This window comes from Lysinibacillus mangiferihumi, from assembly GCF_003049665.1.
GTDB classification, from domain to species: Bacteria; Bacillota; Bacilli; order Bacillales_A; family Planococcaceae; genus Lysinibacillus; species Lysinibacillus mangiferihumi.
Genome location: NZ_PYWM01000006.1, coordinates 59418 through 74978, shown reverse-complemented (window position 1 = coordinate 74978; position 15561 = coordinate 59418). Strand labels below are relative to the sequence as shown.

General features: G+C 36.3%; 17 protein-coding genes. 12 read left to right on the top strand and 5 right to left on the bottom strand.

The genetic code is table 11. From position 1 onward, the window contains the following. Window positions 1-18: 18 nt before the first annotated feature. The 4 genes from C9J37_RS07905 to C9J37_RS07890 all read left to right on the top strand — a co-directional run bounded on the left by C9J37_RS07905 (window position 19) and on the right by C9J37_RS07890 (window position 3115). Entirely contained in the window at window positions 19-1497 is a 1479-nt protein-coding gene (locus tag C9J37_RS07905; protein ID WP_107894940.1) for a serine hydrolase domain-containing protein, read from the top strand. Between the two features lie 93 nt (window positions 1498-1590). Then, the gene (locus C9J37_RS07900; protein WP_107894939.1) at window positions 1591-2004 is read left to right on the top strand and encodes a MarR family winged helix-turn-helix transcriptional regulator; all 414 of its coding nucleotides are present in this window, start codon (window positions 1591-1593) and stop codon (window positions 2002-2004) included. Window positions 2005-2177: 173 nt separating this feature from the next. Continuing rightward, a complete protein-coding gene (locus C9J37_RS07895; RefSeq protein WP_107894938.1) occupies window positions 2178-2843 on the top strand; it encodes a hypothetical protein in 666 nt (221 codons plus the stop codon). Continuing rightward, on the top strand, window positions 2840-3115 hold the full coding sequence (locus C9J37_RS07890; protein ID WP_107894937.1) for a hypothetical protein: 276 nt from the start codon (window positions 2840-2842) through the stop codon (window positions 3113-3115). The genes C9J37_RS07895 and C9J37_RS07890 overlap by 4 nt, the downstream gene beginning before the upstream one ends. A 66-nt stretch (window positions 3116-3181) precedes the next feature. Here C9J37_RS07890 and C9J37_RS07885 read toward each other — a convergent pair whose 3' ends face one another. After that, complete coding sequence (locus C9J37_RS07885) at window positions 3182-4390, bottom strand: MFS transporter (protein WP_107894936.1); 1209 nt, start codon at window positions 4388-4390, stop codon at window positions 3182-3184. A gap of 213 nt (window positions 4391-4603) precedes the next feature. Between C9J37_RS07885 and C9J37_RS07880 the strand changes: the two genes are divergently transcribed. The 5 genes from C9J37_RS07880 to C9J37_RS07860 all read left to right on the top strand — a co-directional run bounded on the left by C9J37_RS07880 (window position 4604) and on the right by C9J37_RS07860 (window position 9764). Continuing rightward, complete coding sequence (locus C9J37_RS07880) at window positions 4604-5320, top strand: cytochrome c biogenesis protein CcdA (protein WP_235617059.1); 717 nt, start codon at window positions 4604-4606, stop codon at window positions 5318-5320. Window positions 5321-5334: 14 nt separating this feature from the next. Then, window positions 5335-5868, top strand: a complete 534-nt coding sequence (locus C9J37_RS07875) for a TlpA family protein disulfide reductase (protein WP_107894934.1) — start codon at window positions 5335-5337, stop codon at window positions 5866-5868. 18 nt (window positions 5869-5886) lie between these two features. Next, entirely contained in the window at window positions 5887-6999 is a 1113-nt protein-coding gene (msrAB, locus tag C9J37_RS07870; protein WP_107894933.1) for a bifunctional peptide-methionine (S)-S-oxide reductase MsrA/peptide-methionine (R)-S-oxide reductase MsrB, read from the top strand. 261 nt (window positions 7000-7260) lie between these two features. Then, window positions 7261-8028: a response regulator transcription factor gene (locus C9J37_RS07865; RefSeq protein ID WP_107894932.1), complete on the top strand. Its 768-nt coding sequence runs from the start codon at window positions 7261-7263 to the stop codon at window positions 8026-8028. A 2-nt stretch (window positions 8029-8030) separates the two neighbouring features. Then, window positions 8031-9764 (top strand): sensor histidine kinase, encoded by a 1734-nt coding sequence (locus C9J37_RS07860; RefSeq protein WP_107894931.1) that lies wholly within the window; start codon window positions 8031-8033, stop codon window positions 9762-9764. Between the two features lie 79 nt (window positions 9765-9843). Here the strand turns inward: C9J37_RS07860 and C9J37_RS07855 are convergent, their stop codons facing one another. Beyond that, window positions 9844-10062: a hypothetical protein gene (locus C9J37_RS07855; RefSeq protein ID WP_024364314.1), complete on the bottom strand. Its 219-nt coding sequence runs from the start codon at window positions 10060-10062 to the stop codon at window positions 9844-9846. Between the two features lie 165 nt (window positions 10063-10227). Beyond that, entirely contained in the window at window positions 10228-10377 is a 150-nt protein-coding gene (locus tag C9J37_RS07850; protein ID WP_235617058.1) for a hypothetical protein, read from the bottom strand. Between the two features lie 232 nt (window positions 10378-10609). Here C9J37_RS07850 and C9J37_RS07845 point away from each other — a divergent pair, with 232 nt between their 5' ends. Continuing rightward, the gene (locus C9J37_RS07845; protein ID WP_107895017.1) at window positions 10610-11101 is read left to right on the top strand and encodes a hypothetical protein; all 492 of its coding nucleotides are present in this window, start codon (window positions 10610-10612) and stop codon (window positions 11099-11101) included. 164 nt (window positions 11102-11265) lie between these two features. Here C9J37_RS07845 and helD read toward each other — a convergent pair whose 3' ends face one another. Then, window positions 11266-13590, bottom strand: a complete 2325-nt coding sequence (gene helD / locus C9J37_RS07840) for an RNA polymerase recycling motor HelD (protein WP_107894929.1) — start codon at window positions 13588-13590, stop codon at window positions 11266-11268. Between the two features lie 445 nt (window positions 13591-14035). On the opposite strand from helD, the gene C9J37_RS07835 reads away from it, so the two are divergent. Both C9J37_RS07835 and C9J37_RS07830 read left to right on the top strand, forming a co-directional pair. Beyond that, window positions 14036-14479: a TetR/AcrR family transcriptional regulator gene (locus C9J37_RS07835; RefSeq protein WP_107894928.1), complete on the top strand. Its 444-nt coding sequence runs from the start codon at window positions 14036-14038 to the stop codon at window positions 14477-14479. 44 nt (window positions 14480-14523) lie between these two features. Continuing rightward, window positions 14524-14841 carry an MGMT family protein gene (locus C9J37_RS07830; protein ID WP_107894927.1) on the top strand — a complete coding sequence of 106 codons (318 nt, stop codon included), beginning with the start codon at window positions 14524-14526 and terminating at the stop codon, window positions 14839-14841. A 7-nt stretch (window positions 14842-14848) separates the two neighbouring features. Here the strand turns inward: C9J37_RS07830 and C9J37_RS07825 are convergent, their stop codons facing one another. Continuing rightward, entirely contained in the window at window positions 14849-15544 is a 696-nt protein-coding gene (locus C9J37_RS07825; RefSeq protein WP_107894926.1) for an ABC transporter permease, read from the bottom strand. Window positions 15545-15561 lie beyond the last annotated feature (17 nt).

The window sequence follows — 15561 nt, the reverse complement described above, 5'->3', positions numbered from 1 at the left end:
TTAAAGGAATCATACTTTATGTATAAACAACAATCAGCTATTGGGAAAATTTTCGCCATCTCCCTGCTCATACTATTCACTGTCAACGGAGCTGTATTTGCCACTAGCAATCATGTCATGGATAAAAATAAACACTTAGATATTTCTGCTATTGACGCATTTATGACAAAAGAAATTGACCGATTGCACATCCCAGGGGCTTCACTCGCTATCGTTAAGAAACATCAAGTTGAGTATTTGCAAGGTTATGGTGTTTCAAAACCAGATGGGACAAAAATGACACCACAAACACCTATCGTCATCGGCTCCGTTAGTAAATCGTTTACTGCTCTTGCCATCATGCAGCTTGTGGAACAAGGGAAACTCCATTTAGATGATACAGTGTCCTCCATACTACCAACGTTTCAACTTGCTAATAAAGAAGAAGCTAAAAAAATAACCATTCTACACTTGTTAAACCATACAAGCGGTCTCTCTACTTATGATGGCCAAGTAGCAATATCCGACGGTGATCAAACATTACAAGAACATGTAAAAAGCTTAGCCACTATAAAGTTGGCATCACCTGTAGGTAGCCAATATGAATATTCGAATTTGAATTATAACTTATTAGGTGCAGTCATAGAGGAAGTTACAAATACATCCTATAAAGAATATGTAGAGGAACATATTTTTAAGCCGCTGGCAATGCATAATAGTTATGCAGATCCAAAAGATGATCGCAACAATACTAGCGCTACGGGTTATCAAACTGTATTTGGATTTAAGATGCCTACAGAACAGTTAATCCATCGTGGCACTGTTTCTTCAGGATATCTTCTTTCTAGTGCAGAAGATATGGCAAATTACATGATAGCGCAATTGAATAATGGTCACTTTAACGGGAAAAACATACTATCACCAAACGCAATGAACAAATTACACCACCCTTTTGCATTTATCGGGGATAGTACTTATTATGCCATGGGTTGGGAAGTAAAAAATGCGATTATCTCCCATAATGGCTGGACAGAAAACACCTATTCAAAAGTATTATTGGACAAGGAATACGGTATTAGTCTACAAATCAATGCAATGGATTATTTTAATTTAAATGAATATGATGCCATCGTAAGTGGCCTTCATCAACTTGTCCATCAAGAACAACCCTCATTATCGAATAGTAAGCCTTTTCTAAAATATATACTGTTCGACTTACTATTAGCGATTATTATTGCGCTCATTGTTCGGTCTATTTATCGATTGTTTAACCGTAAAAAACCTAAAGTAACAACTTTTCAGCTGGCGCTTCAATGGTTCTCGCTAGCGGTCTTTAACTTGCTACTACCTTCATTTGTTTTAATTGGTTTCCCACAATTATTTGGTCCATTATCTACTGTAACTTTATTTGCTCCCGGAATAGGACATTTGTTATTTATAATACCTGTATCGCTTTTAATAATAGGGGTCATCACTTTAGTTCAATACCTACTGAAGAAACCTATACTAGGTTCATAAAGGTTACGTGGAAATTATTAATGGTTCACTTCACATAAATTATATATTTACTATATAATTTAATAAGTAAATATTTTAGTGGGCTGTGATCATATGTCAAAAAATAATCCAATGCACGAAGTTGAAATAATAATGCGAGAAATGCTTGAAATACAGCAAAAATCTTTGATGTTTGTGAATCTGCTGTCAGAAGGCGAAACATTATCTCAAAACCAGCTTATCCTTCTTCTTCAGCTAAAAATCAACGGTGGTATGAAGGCAACAGAAATTGCTGATTTCTTTAGTGTAACCCCCGGGGCTGTTACATCTATGTGTGACAAATTGGAGAAGCTTAATTTTGTTCAACGCGTTAGAGAAAGTGAAGATCGACGTGTCGTAAACATGAAGTTAACGACAGAGGGAGAACGAAAAGTACAAGAAATATTTTTAAAACTTCCACAAGAAAAACTAACAGAAATAGCAAATGTGTTAACGGATGTAAATCAGTTAATGCAAAAAATTTTTTAAGGATTTCAAACTTTGAAATCCTTTTTTTATTAACCTCATATCGATATTTATTTTTCACCTATAGACTAGGCAGTTTTTTGTTCTTGACAAAATAGAGCGACATATAATTTAATTGATATATATTTTAATTATTAAAATATATATCAATTAAATTAAAAGAGGTGATAATTAGCATGACAAATGAACGCATACCAAAGCAACGTAGTATAACGCTTACTAGTGGCAAAATTTATGATCTTATGCCCGACTGTGAACAGTTAAATATTCGTGGTGCGGTTGGTGTACACCAACAAGTGAACTTAAAGACAATATCCACACATGGACATAGTGCATTTCATTCCCGTGTTATTGCTCATACTTTAAAAAATACAGGCTCTTGTAATATGAAAGATTATTGTGAAATAGGAGAGTTGACGAATGCGGGGAATTTAACAATTCGCTCTGGGGAAGTTTCGACTATTACGAGTACAGGAAAACTAACAATTGCACAACACTTACATGCACAACAGTTCCATGCAATCGGCTTTGTGAAAGCACAAGAAATACAGGCATCACATTTTCACTTAAAATTATCTGGTCCAAGTAGCATTACCCAACTCTTTGCAGATGACATCATCATAGAAAAAGATAAGTTCTCACTTTCCCTTCTCAGTAAAAAACTTCATTGTCATTCAATAAAGGGCAAAAATTTACACCTTGCTTACACAATTGCAGAGTTTGTAGACGGTACCGTTATTGAAGTTGGGGACCATTGTACAATACAGAAACTTTATTACACCGAAAGTTATACCATTTCCCCCCTTGCGAAAGTACATCACATCATAAGGAGGGAACAATGATGAAAATGATTCGTGGATTTTTTTGTTCCTTAGCCCTTATTGTGTTAACCATTCTATACGTAGGACTGGTTGTAAGCGCCATAATATCCATACTTGCTGGTATTTTACGAACTGTAGGCATTGATGAAATAAAAATGAGCATTTGGCAAGGCATTGATCTTCCTGTTGCTTTCAGTATCCCTTTTGCACTCGTTATTTCTTGCTTGCTGTTCTTTTGTTCGCTTTATATCAAACGTTCGATTACATTTTGTTTTTCAAAGCTAAAGTTTTAAAATGGTGCGTCATGCTTTTAGCAAAGAGGTTCACAGCTTCATACTCCTGCTGGAACCTCCTTACGCTTATATATTGTCCTTAATTTGCAGTGCCTGCTTATTCGTGGCAATATGGATCGCCATGTATAGGGCAAATACCAGACCAATTGCACCAAACATAACAGCTACAAGCTGTAGAGAAAACCAATCTGCCATTACGCCTAAACTAAATGTAAGTACAATTTGAATAACACTTTGAACAAGGCTGACAGCGCTACCGAATCGTCCCATTAAATGTGGTGGAATATTTTTTTGGTAGACCGTATCATATCCCGTATTGCTAAATGCCATACAAACACCTAACGTGATAAAGCAACCTGTTGCAAACCAAATATTGCTGGACGCATAGAACAAGGTATAGGATAACATCGTACATGTTAGTCCAACTCCTATATAGGTAGAGATTGAAAATTTCTGTACTAAAGCCATTGCCAATAAACCACCAACAATAGCCCCCACCCCTGCAACACTGACAAGTACACCATACAAACTATCAGAAGCCGATAAAACTTTTTTGATAAACGTCATTTCTTGCGAGTCTAATGCAAAAGCAACCATGAGCGCAATTTGATAGGCAATAAAAAATTTCAAAAATTGCCTATGTTGTTGTATAAAAGTCCAAACGATTTTAAAGTCAGTTATCATTACTCGTATTGTAAGGACTCCCCGCTTCTCTTTCACTTCCTCCTCTAAGTTCGGTAAACGGGCAATCACCCATGCACAAACAAAAAACGTTACACTGTTTACCCACATCGCGATATTAATATTAAAAGAGGCAATAAGCACACCTGCGATGGCCGGGCCTAACATAAAAGAACCTGAATTGAATGTGCCTAGCAGTGCATTAAAACGTTGCTTATCTGCATCGTGCACGTATTTGGCAATATAATATGTACTACTTGGTCCAAAGAAACTACTAGCGATATTCGCTAAAAATAATAAGCCGTAGACAAGCCAGATAGATGTCATAAAGGGCATTAAGAAAACAATTAGTCCACGTAAAACATCCATCGCAATCATAATGTTTCTTTTATTTGACCGATCAATAATGGAACCTGCCACAAAATTTGTAAGGATGCGGGCAATCGGACCAACAATAAAAATACCTGCTACTGCTGTTGCTGAATACGTTAAATGCCAAACCATTAAGTTTAAAGCAACGAGATAAATCCAATTTCCTAAATAAGAAAAGCCAAATCCCCCTAATAATAAGCCATAGCTTCGAAAAATCTTCATAGCAACCCCTCCCCCTACCTTATCTTACCAAAAACTTGAAAAATAATAGTGTATTCGTTAATACCTTCTTACCCTAAACGCACAAAATTCACTAACTTTACACACTTAAAGTTTTTACAAGATGATTTCTAAGAGTTTCATAAAATCATTCTATGTTGCTTTGCATTCGCTTTTCTTACTATAAAACTATACAAGAAAGGTGGTGCTTCAATCGTGGACGGACAGCTTTTATTCAGTACTGTTTTTATTGCGGGAATTCTTTCTTTCCTCTCCCCCTGCATTGTCCCTTTACTACCGGTTTATTTTTCAGTTTTGTCAACCAATGAAAGTGGAACTGCTATGCAACATGGCTTCTCTATCGGTAAATGGCAAGTAAATACACATTTACTATTTAAAACGATTATTTTTGTTGTCGGTCTTTCGACAAGCTTTGTGATTTTAGGATTTGGCGCCGGTTTTCTTGGTTCGGTCATTAATACAGACTGGTTTATCGTCGTATGTGGGGCAGTAGTCGTCTTGCTCGGTCTACATCAAATTGGCTTCATTAAATTAGCCGTGCTTCATAAAGAAACGAAAGTGCAGCTAACACGGAGTAATAAACGTGATTTACTCGGCACCTATCTTTTGGGTCTAACATTTAGTATGGGTTGGACACCTTGTATCGGTCCAATTTTAGGAGCAGTGTTAGGCTTATCAGCAAGTGAGGGGCAAGCTACTTATGGGGCGCTGATGATGTTTTTCTATGCACTTGGATTACTAATTCCCTTTTTAGTTCTTGCACTTTTCTCCGATTTCCTTTTACGTCATGTTACACAAATCAATAAACATACAAAGAAAATTAAAATTGCCGGTGGTGTCATGATTATTTTCATGGGAATTGTTTTAATGACAAATAATTTAAATCTATTATTAACATTCATTCCACAATAGAAAGGAGATTTAGTATGAATCATTTAAAACATCTTGTGATTTTGTTCGTAGCAGTCCTTTTTTTAGGGGCATGTTCTGCAGATTCCAAAAATACAGCTACTACTACTGCAGCGGCTAGTAACGAGGGCATTGTGGCCCCCTCCTTTAACTTAGTTGATGTTAAAGGGGATAGTTATAATCTTGCTGACTACAAGGGTAAAAAAGTGTACGTAAAGTTTTGGGCTTCTTGGTGCTCTATTTGTTTAGCTGGCTTAGAAGAACTAAATACATTGGCTGGTGAGGAACAGGATTTTGTTGTCTTAAGCATCGTTTCGCCGAACTTTAATAATGAAAAAGACAGTGATGCATTTATTAAATGGTTTAATGGGGTTGAAAACACTTCAAATATTAAGGTGCTATTAGATGAAGATGGCGCCATTGCAAAACAATACAATGTGCGAGCTTATCCAACGTCTGCCTATATTGGATCTGATGGCAAACTCATTCAATCTCTCCCCGGCCATGTAGGCAATCCACAAATTATTGAGAAATTTAAAAGTATCCAATAATAAAGGGAGGAATCTCTAATGAAGATAAAATTATTTGGCGTATTAGTAAGTATCTTACTACTTTTATCTGCATGTTCAGCGGACACTTCTCTGTTAGCAAGTAATGCAAGTACAGCACAAGCACAATCTAAATATCCACCAAACCCTAACGTCAATGTCAGCTTTGATACAAATAATTTAAAAGATATTTGGCTTGCAGGTGGTTGCTTCTGGGGTGTAGAACATTATATGGCGCGTGTTTATGGTGTCTATGATGCCGTATCTGGTTATGCAAATGGCAACACAGAAAACCCAACCTACGAAGACGTCATTTGGAAAAATACTGGCCATGCAGAAACAGTTCATGTGCGCTATGACCCTGAACGTGTTGATTTAGAAAAACTATTAGCACATTTCTTTCAAATAATTGACCCAACTTTACTCAATCAGCAAGGAAATGACCGCGGTACCCAATATCGTACAGGTATTTATTATACAAATGAAGCCGATAAAGCGATTATTGACAAAGTAATAGCAAAAGAACAAGAACGCTATGATAAGCCTATTGTTACCGAGGTGGAACCACTTGTTAACTTTACAATTGCAGAAGAGTACCACCAAGATTATCTTGAAAAAAATCCAGATGGCTATTGTCATGTAAAGTTTGATTCTTTGGAAAATCAAGAAATACCATCACTCATTGATCCTGCACGATATCCAAAGCCAAGCGACGAAGAAATTAAAAAAATATTAACAAAAGAACAATATCGAGTAACACAAGGCAATGGTACAGAAATGGCTTACTCCAATGAATACTGGGATAATTATGATCCAGGCATTTATGTTGATATTGTTACGGGCGAGCCCCTTTTTTCATCAGCGGACAAATATGATTCGATGTGCGGTTGGCCAAGCTTTACAAAACCAATTGACCCTGCAGTAGTGCTTGAATATGAAGATACAAGTTATCATATGATTAGAACTGAAGTGAGAAGTCGCAGTGGTGATAGCCACTTAGGGCATGTATTTAATGACGGGCCTAAAGATCGTGGCGGCTTACGTTATTGCATCAATAGTGCTGCCATTAAGTTTATTCCACAAGCCGAAATGGAAGCAGCAGGTTACGGATACTTAGTACATCTCACAAAATAATGCCGGTGCCAGTCACTCAAACAATTCTGAAACAATTTATGTCTATCCACTAGAAATCCACGCAGACTTCTTTCGGGAATGCACAGAACATAAGCCGCAACTGGCTCGCGCGGTTAGCGCAGAATGTTGCGGCTTACGTCATGCCAGCAGAAAGTACAGTGGATTTTTCGCATAGGAAGTGCCCATCCGCATCGCATGCATGCTTAGTTGTCAATGAAGAAATAGCTTCTATATTATGAATGTATTTAGAGAGGTGATGTCATGTATACATTATTGGTCGTCGATGATGAAGCTATTATCATTAAAGGAATTCGCTCATTTGTTAATTTCGAGGAGCTTTCTATTTCAACAGTATTTGAGGCTTCAAATGGTGAAACCGCACTTGAAATTTTCAAAAAACATAGCCCTGACCTTATACTAGCTGACATCAATATGCCGAAAATGAATGGTCTTGATTTTGCCATTGCGGCAAAGGCACTAAAACCAGATGTCAAAATTGCTATTATTACAGGCTATGACTATTTTGATTATGCTGTAACAGCATTAAAGGCTGGCATTGATGACTATGTTCTAAAACCAGTCTCTAAAAAAGACATTCAAGAAACATTAAAAAATCTGATTGAAAAACTGCAAGCAACACAAAGCCAGCATGAAATATCAAAGCTTGTCGAAGGAATATTAAACGACACAAAAGTACATGATGATACTGGTTATAAAGCAAAAATCCAAAAGGAAATTGACCGCAATATTGCCAATGTCGATTTTTCCTTAAGCTATTTAGCAAAACAACTGGCACTAAGTAATTCTTATTTGAGTAGCTTGTTTAAGAGCCTGTACGGCAAAAATTTTCAAGATTATATGCTCTCTACTCGCTTAGACCGAGCGAAAATTTTTTTACTTAGCACTGATATGAAAGTGTATGAGGTAGCAGCGGCTGTCGGCTTTGACGATCCTAATTATTTTAGTGCCACATTTAAAAGAAAATTTGATATTTCTCCGAATCAGTTTAGAGAAAAAATGAGGGAATAGTAATGAAGAAGTCCAATATGCTGAAAACTTTGCGCATGCAAATTGCCCTTCACTATTTAAAAGCAAGTGGTGTTATTTTGTTATTAATGGGCGGCATTTTATATTATAGTATTTCCTCTGTTGTATTGAGTGAAGCAACCTCTAGTACGAAAACAGCAGTAGAAAAGAGCGGTATGTATATTAACCTTTATATTGAGCGTCTAAAAGCGGTCTCTGCTTTACTTGCTGAAAACCCACAGCTTGTGTCCTATTTTTCAAGTACAGAGCGCGATCCCGCTATGAAGCAAAATTTACTGTCGATGATTCGGACAACGATGACAACCGATCCATTTATTCAATCGGTCGTTATTGTGAGCAAAGATGGGCAAGTACTTTCCAATGAAAAAGGTTTAATTATGAGTATGTCGAGCAATATGATGAAGGAACAATGGTATATGGCGGCTGTTAATAACGGTAGTAAGCCCGTTTTAACCTCTGCACGGATGCAGCATTTTTCAATGGATAAAGACAACTGGGTTATCTCGATTAGTCGCGAAATAAAAAATAATGAAGGTCAAAATATTGGCGTATTGCTTATCGATATCCAGTATAAGGTGATTGAAGACTTTTTAGCTAATTTAGATTTAGGGAAGAATGGCTTTTCTTTCATTATCAATGACCAAGGCGAAGTCGTTTATCACAGGGATACAGCGTATTTTGCAGACCCCATGAAACAACAACAATTACAGCAAATAATCGCCAATCAAGCAGGCTATGATAAAGAAAAAAATACGTTAACGCACACCTATAAGTTAATGAATGCAGACTGGACGTTTGTTGGTGTCTCTTCGCAAGATGGATTGTTAATGATTAAAAGGCAATTGCTCGAAATCTTTCTATTAGTAGGAACTGTTCTCTTTATTATTGCTGCTGTTAGTGTTGCATTATTTGCTGGGCGCATTACTACACCATTCCAACGTTTAGAAAAAGCTATGCAAACTATCGAATACGGCTTAAAAGAGGTGCCTATTGATGCAAAGGGATGCTATGAGGCACAAAGTTTAGCAAAACATTTCAATAGTATGATTGTCCAAATTGAAAAATTAATGCAAGAAATTACTGAAAAAGAGAAGCACTTAAGAGCGACAGAAATTAGTGCGCTCCACAGTCAAATTAATCCGCATTTCTTATACAATACATTAGATACAATTGTGTGGATGGCTGAGTTTAATGATAGTGAGAAAGTGATAGAAATGACAAAAGCACTCGCTCAATTTTTCCGACTTTCACTAAGTGGTGGAAATGAACTGACAACCGTAGAAAATGAATTAGATCATGTTCGTCAATATTTATTTATTCAAAAAGAACGGTATGGGGAGAAGTTAAATTACACGATTGTCTGTGAACCAGCCATACGCAATGTACAAATGCCTAAAATCCTTTTACAGCCCATCGTAGAAAATGCTTTATATCATGGAATTCGAAGTTCTTCTCATATTGGTCATATTCATATTAGTGCAAAACTTACTGGTAGTGATGTAGAGCTTAGCGTCCAAGACAACGGACAAGGCTTCGACGTTAATCAATTAAACAAGGAGCCAACTGAAAAGCGCACAAAACTTGGTGGCGTTGGCATTAAAAATGTTGATCAGCGCATTAAACTCTATTATGGCCCTGACTATGGCATAACGATTGATTCGAGTATCGGCATCGGAACAACCATCTCAATTAAAATTCCATCAACAATAAAATCATGAACGCATTCTTTTAAAAAGGACTAAGGCATTGACGCCTTAGTCCTTTAACTCAATGTATTGAATAGTTGTCAAATACAAACTAGTGCCATGCAGTCCGCTCGCTTACGGGCTGTCGAGCGGCATTTTTCCCTTGTGCTTCAGGAAAGTTATTTGCTTGTGCTACAGCCCCATCAAAATCAAATTCAGAGCCAAACTCTCCTTGATAGAGCTTTTTACCATTTTGATTAACTTCTTGTTTTTTCGCACTAAACTTGTCCTTGGCTTTTGCATTGTTACGATTTGTGTTTATATTTGACATAGCCATCCTCCATTGATTTTTATTGAAAAGGAATCGAACTGCGCGGATTACTTTTCATCTTAAAGTTTGGCCAGTCTGATGGACTTTTATTTATACATGAATTCATTTATGCAAAAAAGCACAGTCTGTACTTTTGCTTGTCTAGACATTTAATAAAACTTGTATTTAAAACAAGTTAGCTAAAAAGTCTTGAACAGTTTTAGGTAACATTTGAAAGAATAGTCCTTCATATTTAATATCGAGCAGACCCGCAATAATAATAAGAATAACGATGAATGCTAAAAAGGGTTTCTTATTTTTAGAAATCCAATTCAAAAAGCTCCCCTCCTTAGAAAAATTACGTTTTAGTTCTAGATAAGTATATAGTGATTTAAGTAAAAAATATATTATTCCTTTGTATTAAAAAATAAAGCGACATATTTTGAGTCACCCCTAATAGGCTTGTTACATAGATTACAATGACCCTGTACGAAGGGATGTTGAATTGAATGCAGGGCGTGAAGTTGTCTTCAGTAATTGCTTACACTTTTTTAAGAAAGGAATGGCTATGGTCAATTTTAAATTTTTTCAAGGTATCGTTTCACAAATAAATGATTTTGCTGTCGGACAGAATGGGGAAAGTGAAGGTTGTTATACTTTAATGACTGTAGAAGACGGTGCTGGTGGCATCGTTAATTTTGTTATTTCACCTTCTACTTACTTTGTAAATCAAGAAGTTGTAAGCCGCGGGGATCGCATTGTTGGGTATTATGATGGGAATGCACCTGCCCCAATGATTTATCCTCCACAATACCAAGCACTAATCGTTGTAAAAGAAAACAGCTATCAAAATGTAAAAGTCGACTTTTTTAATTCTCAATTGTTGAGTAGTGATGGGCAATTACAATTAAATATTGCTCCCTACACGCCAATTTTACTTAAAAATGGGCAACCTTTTTCAAAAAGCCCTGCAAATCGCACCCTTATTGTTGTCTACGGCCCTACGACAAGAAGCATTCCCGCCCAAACGACACCGCATGAAATAATTGTTTGGTGTTAAGCTTTTACACAGCAAATTGAATAATGATGAAATCCCCTATTCCGTAAAAATCCATGCCCTTGCCGCAGGCACAGCGTAAGCCGCAACTTACAATTTGTTGCGGCTTACATCATGTGCGTCCTAGGAAGCCAAATTGTTTGAGAATTGTTTGAGTGACTGGCACTTCAATTTTCCTGTATAGCATTGCGTAAAAGTGGGCTCGGTTCCCCTACGCTATATAGTTGCAAATAATGCATAGCTCTCGTGCAGGCAGTGTAGAAAACTCTACGTAAACTGTCATCACCATATATGTGCTCAGATGCATCGTAAATGATAACCGCTTCAAATTCAATTCCTTTGGATAAATAAGATGGAATAATGACGACACCTTGTTCGTACTCCGGTGAGCCATATTTTATAAGCTTCACATCCTCAATATTGGACAAAGCTTCAAATGCATGTTTGCTTTCCTCAGCAGTTTTGCAGATAATGGCAATACTGTTATAGCCGTCTTGTCGCAAAGCTTCGACTTTCGTTGTAATAGCAAGATGTAAAGCTGCACGATCCGATAATTGTGTTAGCACAGGTAATGCGCCATCTCGTTCAAACGGCATAATGTGTTCGCCATTCGGCACTAGTTTACGTGTAAACTCGATAATCGGTTTTGTCGAGCGATAACTACGCGTCATCGTAATAACTTCTGTTTCATCAGGTCCATATAGGCTACTCAGCATATTAAAATCAATTATTTCGCTAGCATGTGCAAAGATAGCCTGATTAAAATCACCTAGCACCGTCATCCTCGCAAAAGGAAATAAGCGTTTTAAAAACTCGAATTGAAATGGCGAATAGTCCTGCGCCTCATCCACAAGAATATGCTTGATTGCGCTATTCGTTTGAAAACCTTGAATTAATTCTTTCATCAATAAAAAAGGAGTAGCATCTTCGTAATATAATTTATCTTCATCTAACATCTCTCGCGTTGCTTGGCAAATAGCCTCCCACTCTACTGGTGTTTCACCATCTACCCACTGTGTTATTTGCTCAGGTTCAATAAACAACTGCTTGTAGATTTCCTTAATGTCGATAAATTGTAACGCACGAATTCGTTTCCGCAATGTCTTCAGCTTCTTAGATACAATCAATCGCGCAAGTTTATGAGGCTCCATCTCATAATCGGCTATCGTCTCTCTGGCAAAGCCTTGCTTTTTAGCTAAATAAACGCGTGCCTTATGGTATTCTTCATTACTAAGCAATTCAATTTCTTCTTGCACCCACTCCTTTTTCCATTCAACTTTTTCGGTTTCTTTCACTTTCTTTAAAATCCATTCTGTTAATTTTTCCAGTCGATTATGGAAATTAAGTGACGTGTCGTTACGATAAAATTGTTCACCAATTTGTTGTGCGGTAAGTATCGGTTGTCCTCTGAAGTGAATGTCTTTGAATATCATACCGTTAAACTCCAGCGACTTTCTGTATGCTTTAATAACTTCAAAAAAGCGCGTAGATGCTTTGAAGCGGATGTTCGCTACTCTTATACTATGAGCAGGCGTATGGGCTTCAGTTAAGACATATTCCAATTGTTCATACGGATTTTCAACTTCGAACTCTTTACTTAGTCGGTGATGTAAGTACTCCTGAAACGTTACTTGCTGCATATTTTCTTCGCCTAGTTCAGGCAATACATTCGAGACATAGCTGTTAAACATAGCATTAGGTGAAAATAATATAATTTGATCGGCATTCAGTCTGTCGCGGTATTTATAAAGCAAATAAGCAATGCGTTGTAAAGCTGCTGAAGTTTTCCCACTGCCAGCTGCTCCATGTACAATAAGCAACCTGCCTTGATCATGGCGGATAATTCGGTTTTGCTCCTGTTGAATCGTTGCTACTATACTTTGCATATGCTTGTTTGTACCTTGCCCTAGCACTTGCTGTAAAATTTCATCCCCAATTGTCAAACTTGTATCAAACATGGATTGAAGTACCCCTTCACGAATTAGGTATTGCCACTTTTTCTCTAATTCTCCGTAAATAATGCCTTCCGGTGTCGTGTACTGGGCAGGGCCTGGCATGTAATCATAGTAAACACTCGAAATAGGTGATCTCCAATCGTAAATAAGGAAATCCTCCCCGCTTTTATCCATAAGCGATGAAATACCAATATAGACTTGTTCTTTCACCGACATACCTTCTTCTAAAAAATCAATTCGACCGAAGTAAGGCACTTTCTGCATCCGACGCAGTGTAGACAATCTTTTAGAAGCATGTTTGTGTGTGCTTTGACTGACAGACAGTGCTTGCGTTTCTTGTCTTAATCCGATAATCGTCTCAAGGTAATCATCAAAGGTATCCATATTGACCTTAATTTCGTCCCAAAAATGTTTGCGAATATTTACTACTTCATTCTTACGCTGTAAAGTTTCTTTCTCCAACTTACTCAGTTGCTCTGAAATAGTCTCCATAACAATGTCCAAACGTTGTTGCTCTTGCTGAAACTCCGACTTCATCGCATTCACTCCTTAAAAATTAAAGTATATGGGTTGACTTATGAAAAACAATGCTCTATAATTAAAATAGAGATATTATACACTTTTAAATAAGAAAGTGCCTATCTATATAAATCTAACACATGCTCACATTTTTATCAATGGATTGAGCATTTTTTCTATTATTATAAATTGATATCCCAAACACTTCTAAGATGCCACTTAGAGGTGTTTTTTATTTAGAAAAAAGCACCTCTCTAAAAATTTAGAACGGTACTTTCTATTTTGGCAACTCATGCATTAATTACTTACTTTTTTATTTTTGGGTACAAACCACACTACAATAAATGCTATGAGCGCTATTACAAACATAAAGAAATAAGTAGAATTAGCTGCAATGCGAACATAAGTGATAGCAAGTAAACATGCTACAATTAATGTAAGAAGAATAGTTGGAGTGACGAAAATGAGTAAACGAGAACAACAAAAACTACAACGTCGCCAAAATATTATCCAAATTGCCAAGGATTTATTTTTAGAACAAGGCGTTCAAAACATACAGATGCAAGACGTGGCAGATGCCGCTGGGGTTTGGATTGCAACAATATTTCGGTACTTCCCTAAAAAAGAGTATTTAGTTATCGCAGCCTCCAATTCTATTACAAATGAAATGGCGACAGATATAGGACAAATTGTCGAGCAGACGATTCCGGCTTTTGAAAAAATCGAGCAAATTTTAGATTATTATATAAGCGGCACAAAGGACCCACAGCTAAGTTTAGCAAAGTTTTTTGAGTCCTTTGATTTATATGAAAAAATGGAAGTGTTAGATTGGCTGCGTCAATTTAACACTTTTTTTGTTAACTGTAATGCCTTACGTTTGGTATTATTGAGGATAAGCTGCAGTTAAGGCATAATTAGTATTAATATCTTTTACTATAGGGGTTGAATAATATGCAACCATTTACTAAAAATGTGATAGCTGTCCTAAAAAATATACCAAGCGGTAAAGTTATGACTTATAGCCAAGTTGCAGCATGTGCGGGCAGTCCTAGAGGAGCCAGACAGGTGGTAAGAATATTACATACAATGAGTGAAAAATATAATCTTCCTTGGCATCGTATTGTAAACATCAAAGGGGAAATTACCTTTAAAAATGCAGCCCATCAAAAGGCGTTACTAGAAAGCGAAGGGATTATTATCTCGGACTCCCTAACGCTCAACATAGAGCACTATCAATATAAAATCGGTCCTATGGATTTTGATTTTTAAAACATTCTTAAGTACTCCTCACATTTATGGAATTATAATAAAGAATTAACGCAAATGAACATATTGTAATTAATAGAATTGTAACAAAATCTAATGTATTTAATGATGCAAAGTATAAAATTCTAGTTGGATATGACCATGGGAACATGATCCATAGTTGAGTAGGAACAATAAAAACGTTTAAAAAAGAGCATAATACGGAGATAATTAAAGAAATCATAGTATGTTGATTAAAAAACATACATAAGAACATATGTATATTTATTAGTAATATACTTGTTATAAATAGAAAGGAAAAACTAATTAATAACTCTTTATAATACAGGCCTATATTAGAACCATCGAATAATTGAAAACCTAGGCTAATAAAAAGTGCTGTAAGCAAATATACTAGTATAAAGGTATAAAAAAATAACATTTTATTAATTATAAGATTGGCAAATGAATGACCATTTAAAATAACGTTTAGATATCCTTTACGTCTGTATTCATTATAAAATGATAATGAAATAAGTAAACCGATAGCTACACTCAAAAATAATCTACAAAACAATCCAAATGTAGTAACATAATATTTATAATCCGTAACTATTGGACCTAAACCTAAAACTCCTTGTATACATATAGGCAGCAATAGTAATACAGCTAGCAATATATAAGCCCCTGATCCTTTTATCTTTTTAAATTCCTCAATAAAACTCATCTCTCTCCCCCCTCGTA

Excerpts from the sequence above, each read along its gene's own strand:
- C9J37_RS07885 (WP_107894936.1), bottom strand. The coding sequence starts at position 4,390 with ATGAAGATTTTTCGAAGCTATGGCTTATTATTAGGGGGATTTGGCTTT.
- C9J37_RS07860 (WP_107894931.1), top strand. The coding sequence starts at position 8,031 with ATGAAGAAGTCCAATATGCTGAAAACTTTGCGCATGCAAATTGCCCTT.
- helD (WP_107894929.1), bottom strand. The coding sequence starts at position 13,590 with ATGAAGTCGGAGTTTCAGCAAGAGCAACAACGTTTGGACATTGTTATG.
- C9J37_RS07890 (WP_107894937.1), top strand. The coding sequence starts at position 2,840 with ATGATGAAAATGATTCGTGGATTTTTTTGTTCCTTAGCCCTTATTGTG.
- C9J37_RS07845 (WP_107895017.1), top strand. The coding sequence starts at position 10,610 with ATGGTCAATTTTAAATTTTTTCAAGGTATCGTTTCACAAATAAATGAT.
- C9J37_RS07830 (WP_107894927.1), top strand. The coding sequence starts at position 14,524 with ATGCAACCATTTACTAAAAATGTGATAGCTGTCCTAAAAAATATACCA.
- C9J37_RS07905 (WP_107894940.1), top strand. The coding sequence starts at position 19 with ATGTATAAACAACAATCAGCTATTGGGAAAATTTTCGCCATCTCCCTG.
- C9J37_RS07855 (WP_024364314.1), bottom strand. The coding sequence starts at position 10,062 with ATGTCAAATATAAACACAAATCGTAACAATGCAAAAGCCAAGGACAAG.
- C9J37_RS07865 (WP_107894932.1), top strand. The coding sequence starts at position 7,261 with ATGTATACATTATTGGTCGTCGATGATGAAGCTATTATCATTAAAGGA.
- C9J37_RS07895 (WP_107894938.1), top strand. The coding sequence starts at position 2,178 with ATGACAAATGAACGCATACCAAAGCAACGTAGTATAACGCTTACTAGT.
- C9J37_RS07900 (WP_107894939.1), top strand. The coding sequence starts at position 1,591 with ATGTCAAAAAATAATCCAATGCACGAAGTTGAAATAATAATGCGAGAA.
- C9J37_RS07835 (WP_107894928.1), top strand. The coding sequence starts at position 14,036 with ATGAGTAAACGAGAACAACAAAAACTACAACGTCGCCAAAATATTATC.
- C9J37_RS07875 (WP_107894934.1), top strand. The coding sequence starts at position 5,335 with ATGAATCATTTAAAACATCTTGTGATTTTGTTCGTAGCAGTCCTTTTT.
- C9J37_RS07825 (WP_107894926.1), bottom strand. The coding sequence starts at position 15,544 with ATGAGTTTTATTGAGGAATTTAAAAAGATAAAAGGATCAGGGGCTTAT.
- msrAB (WP_107894933.1), top strand. The coding sequence starts at position 5,887 with ATGAAGATAAAATTATTTGGCGTATTAGTAAGTATCTTACTACTTTTA.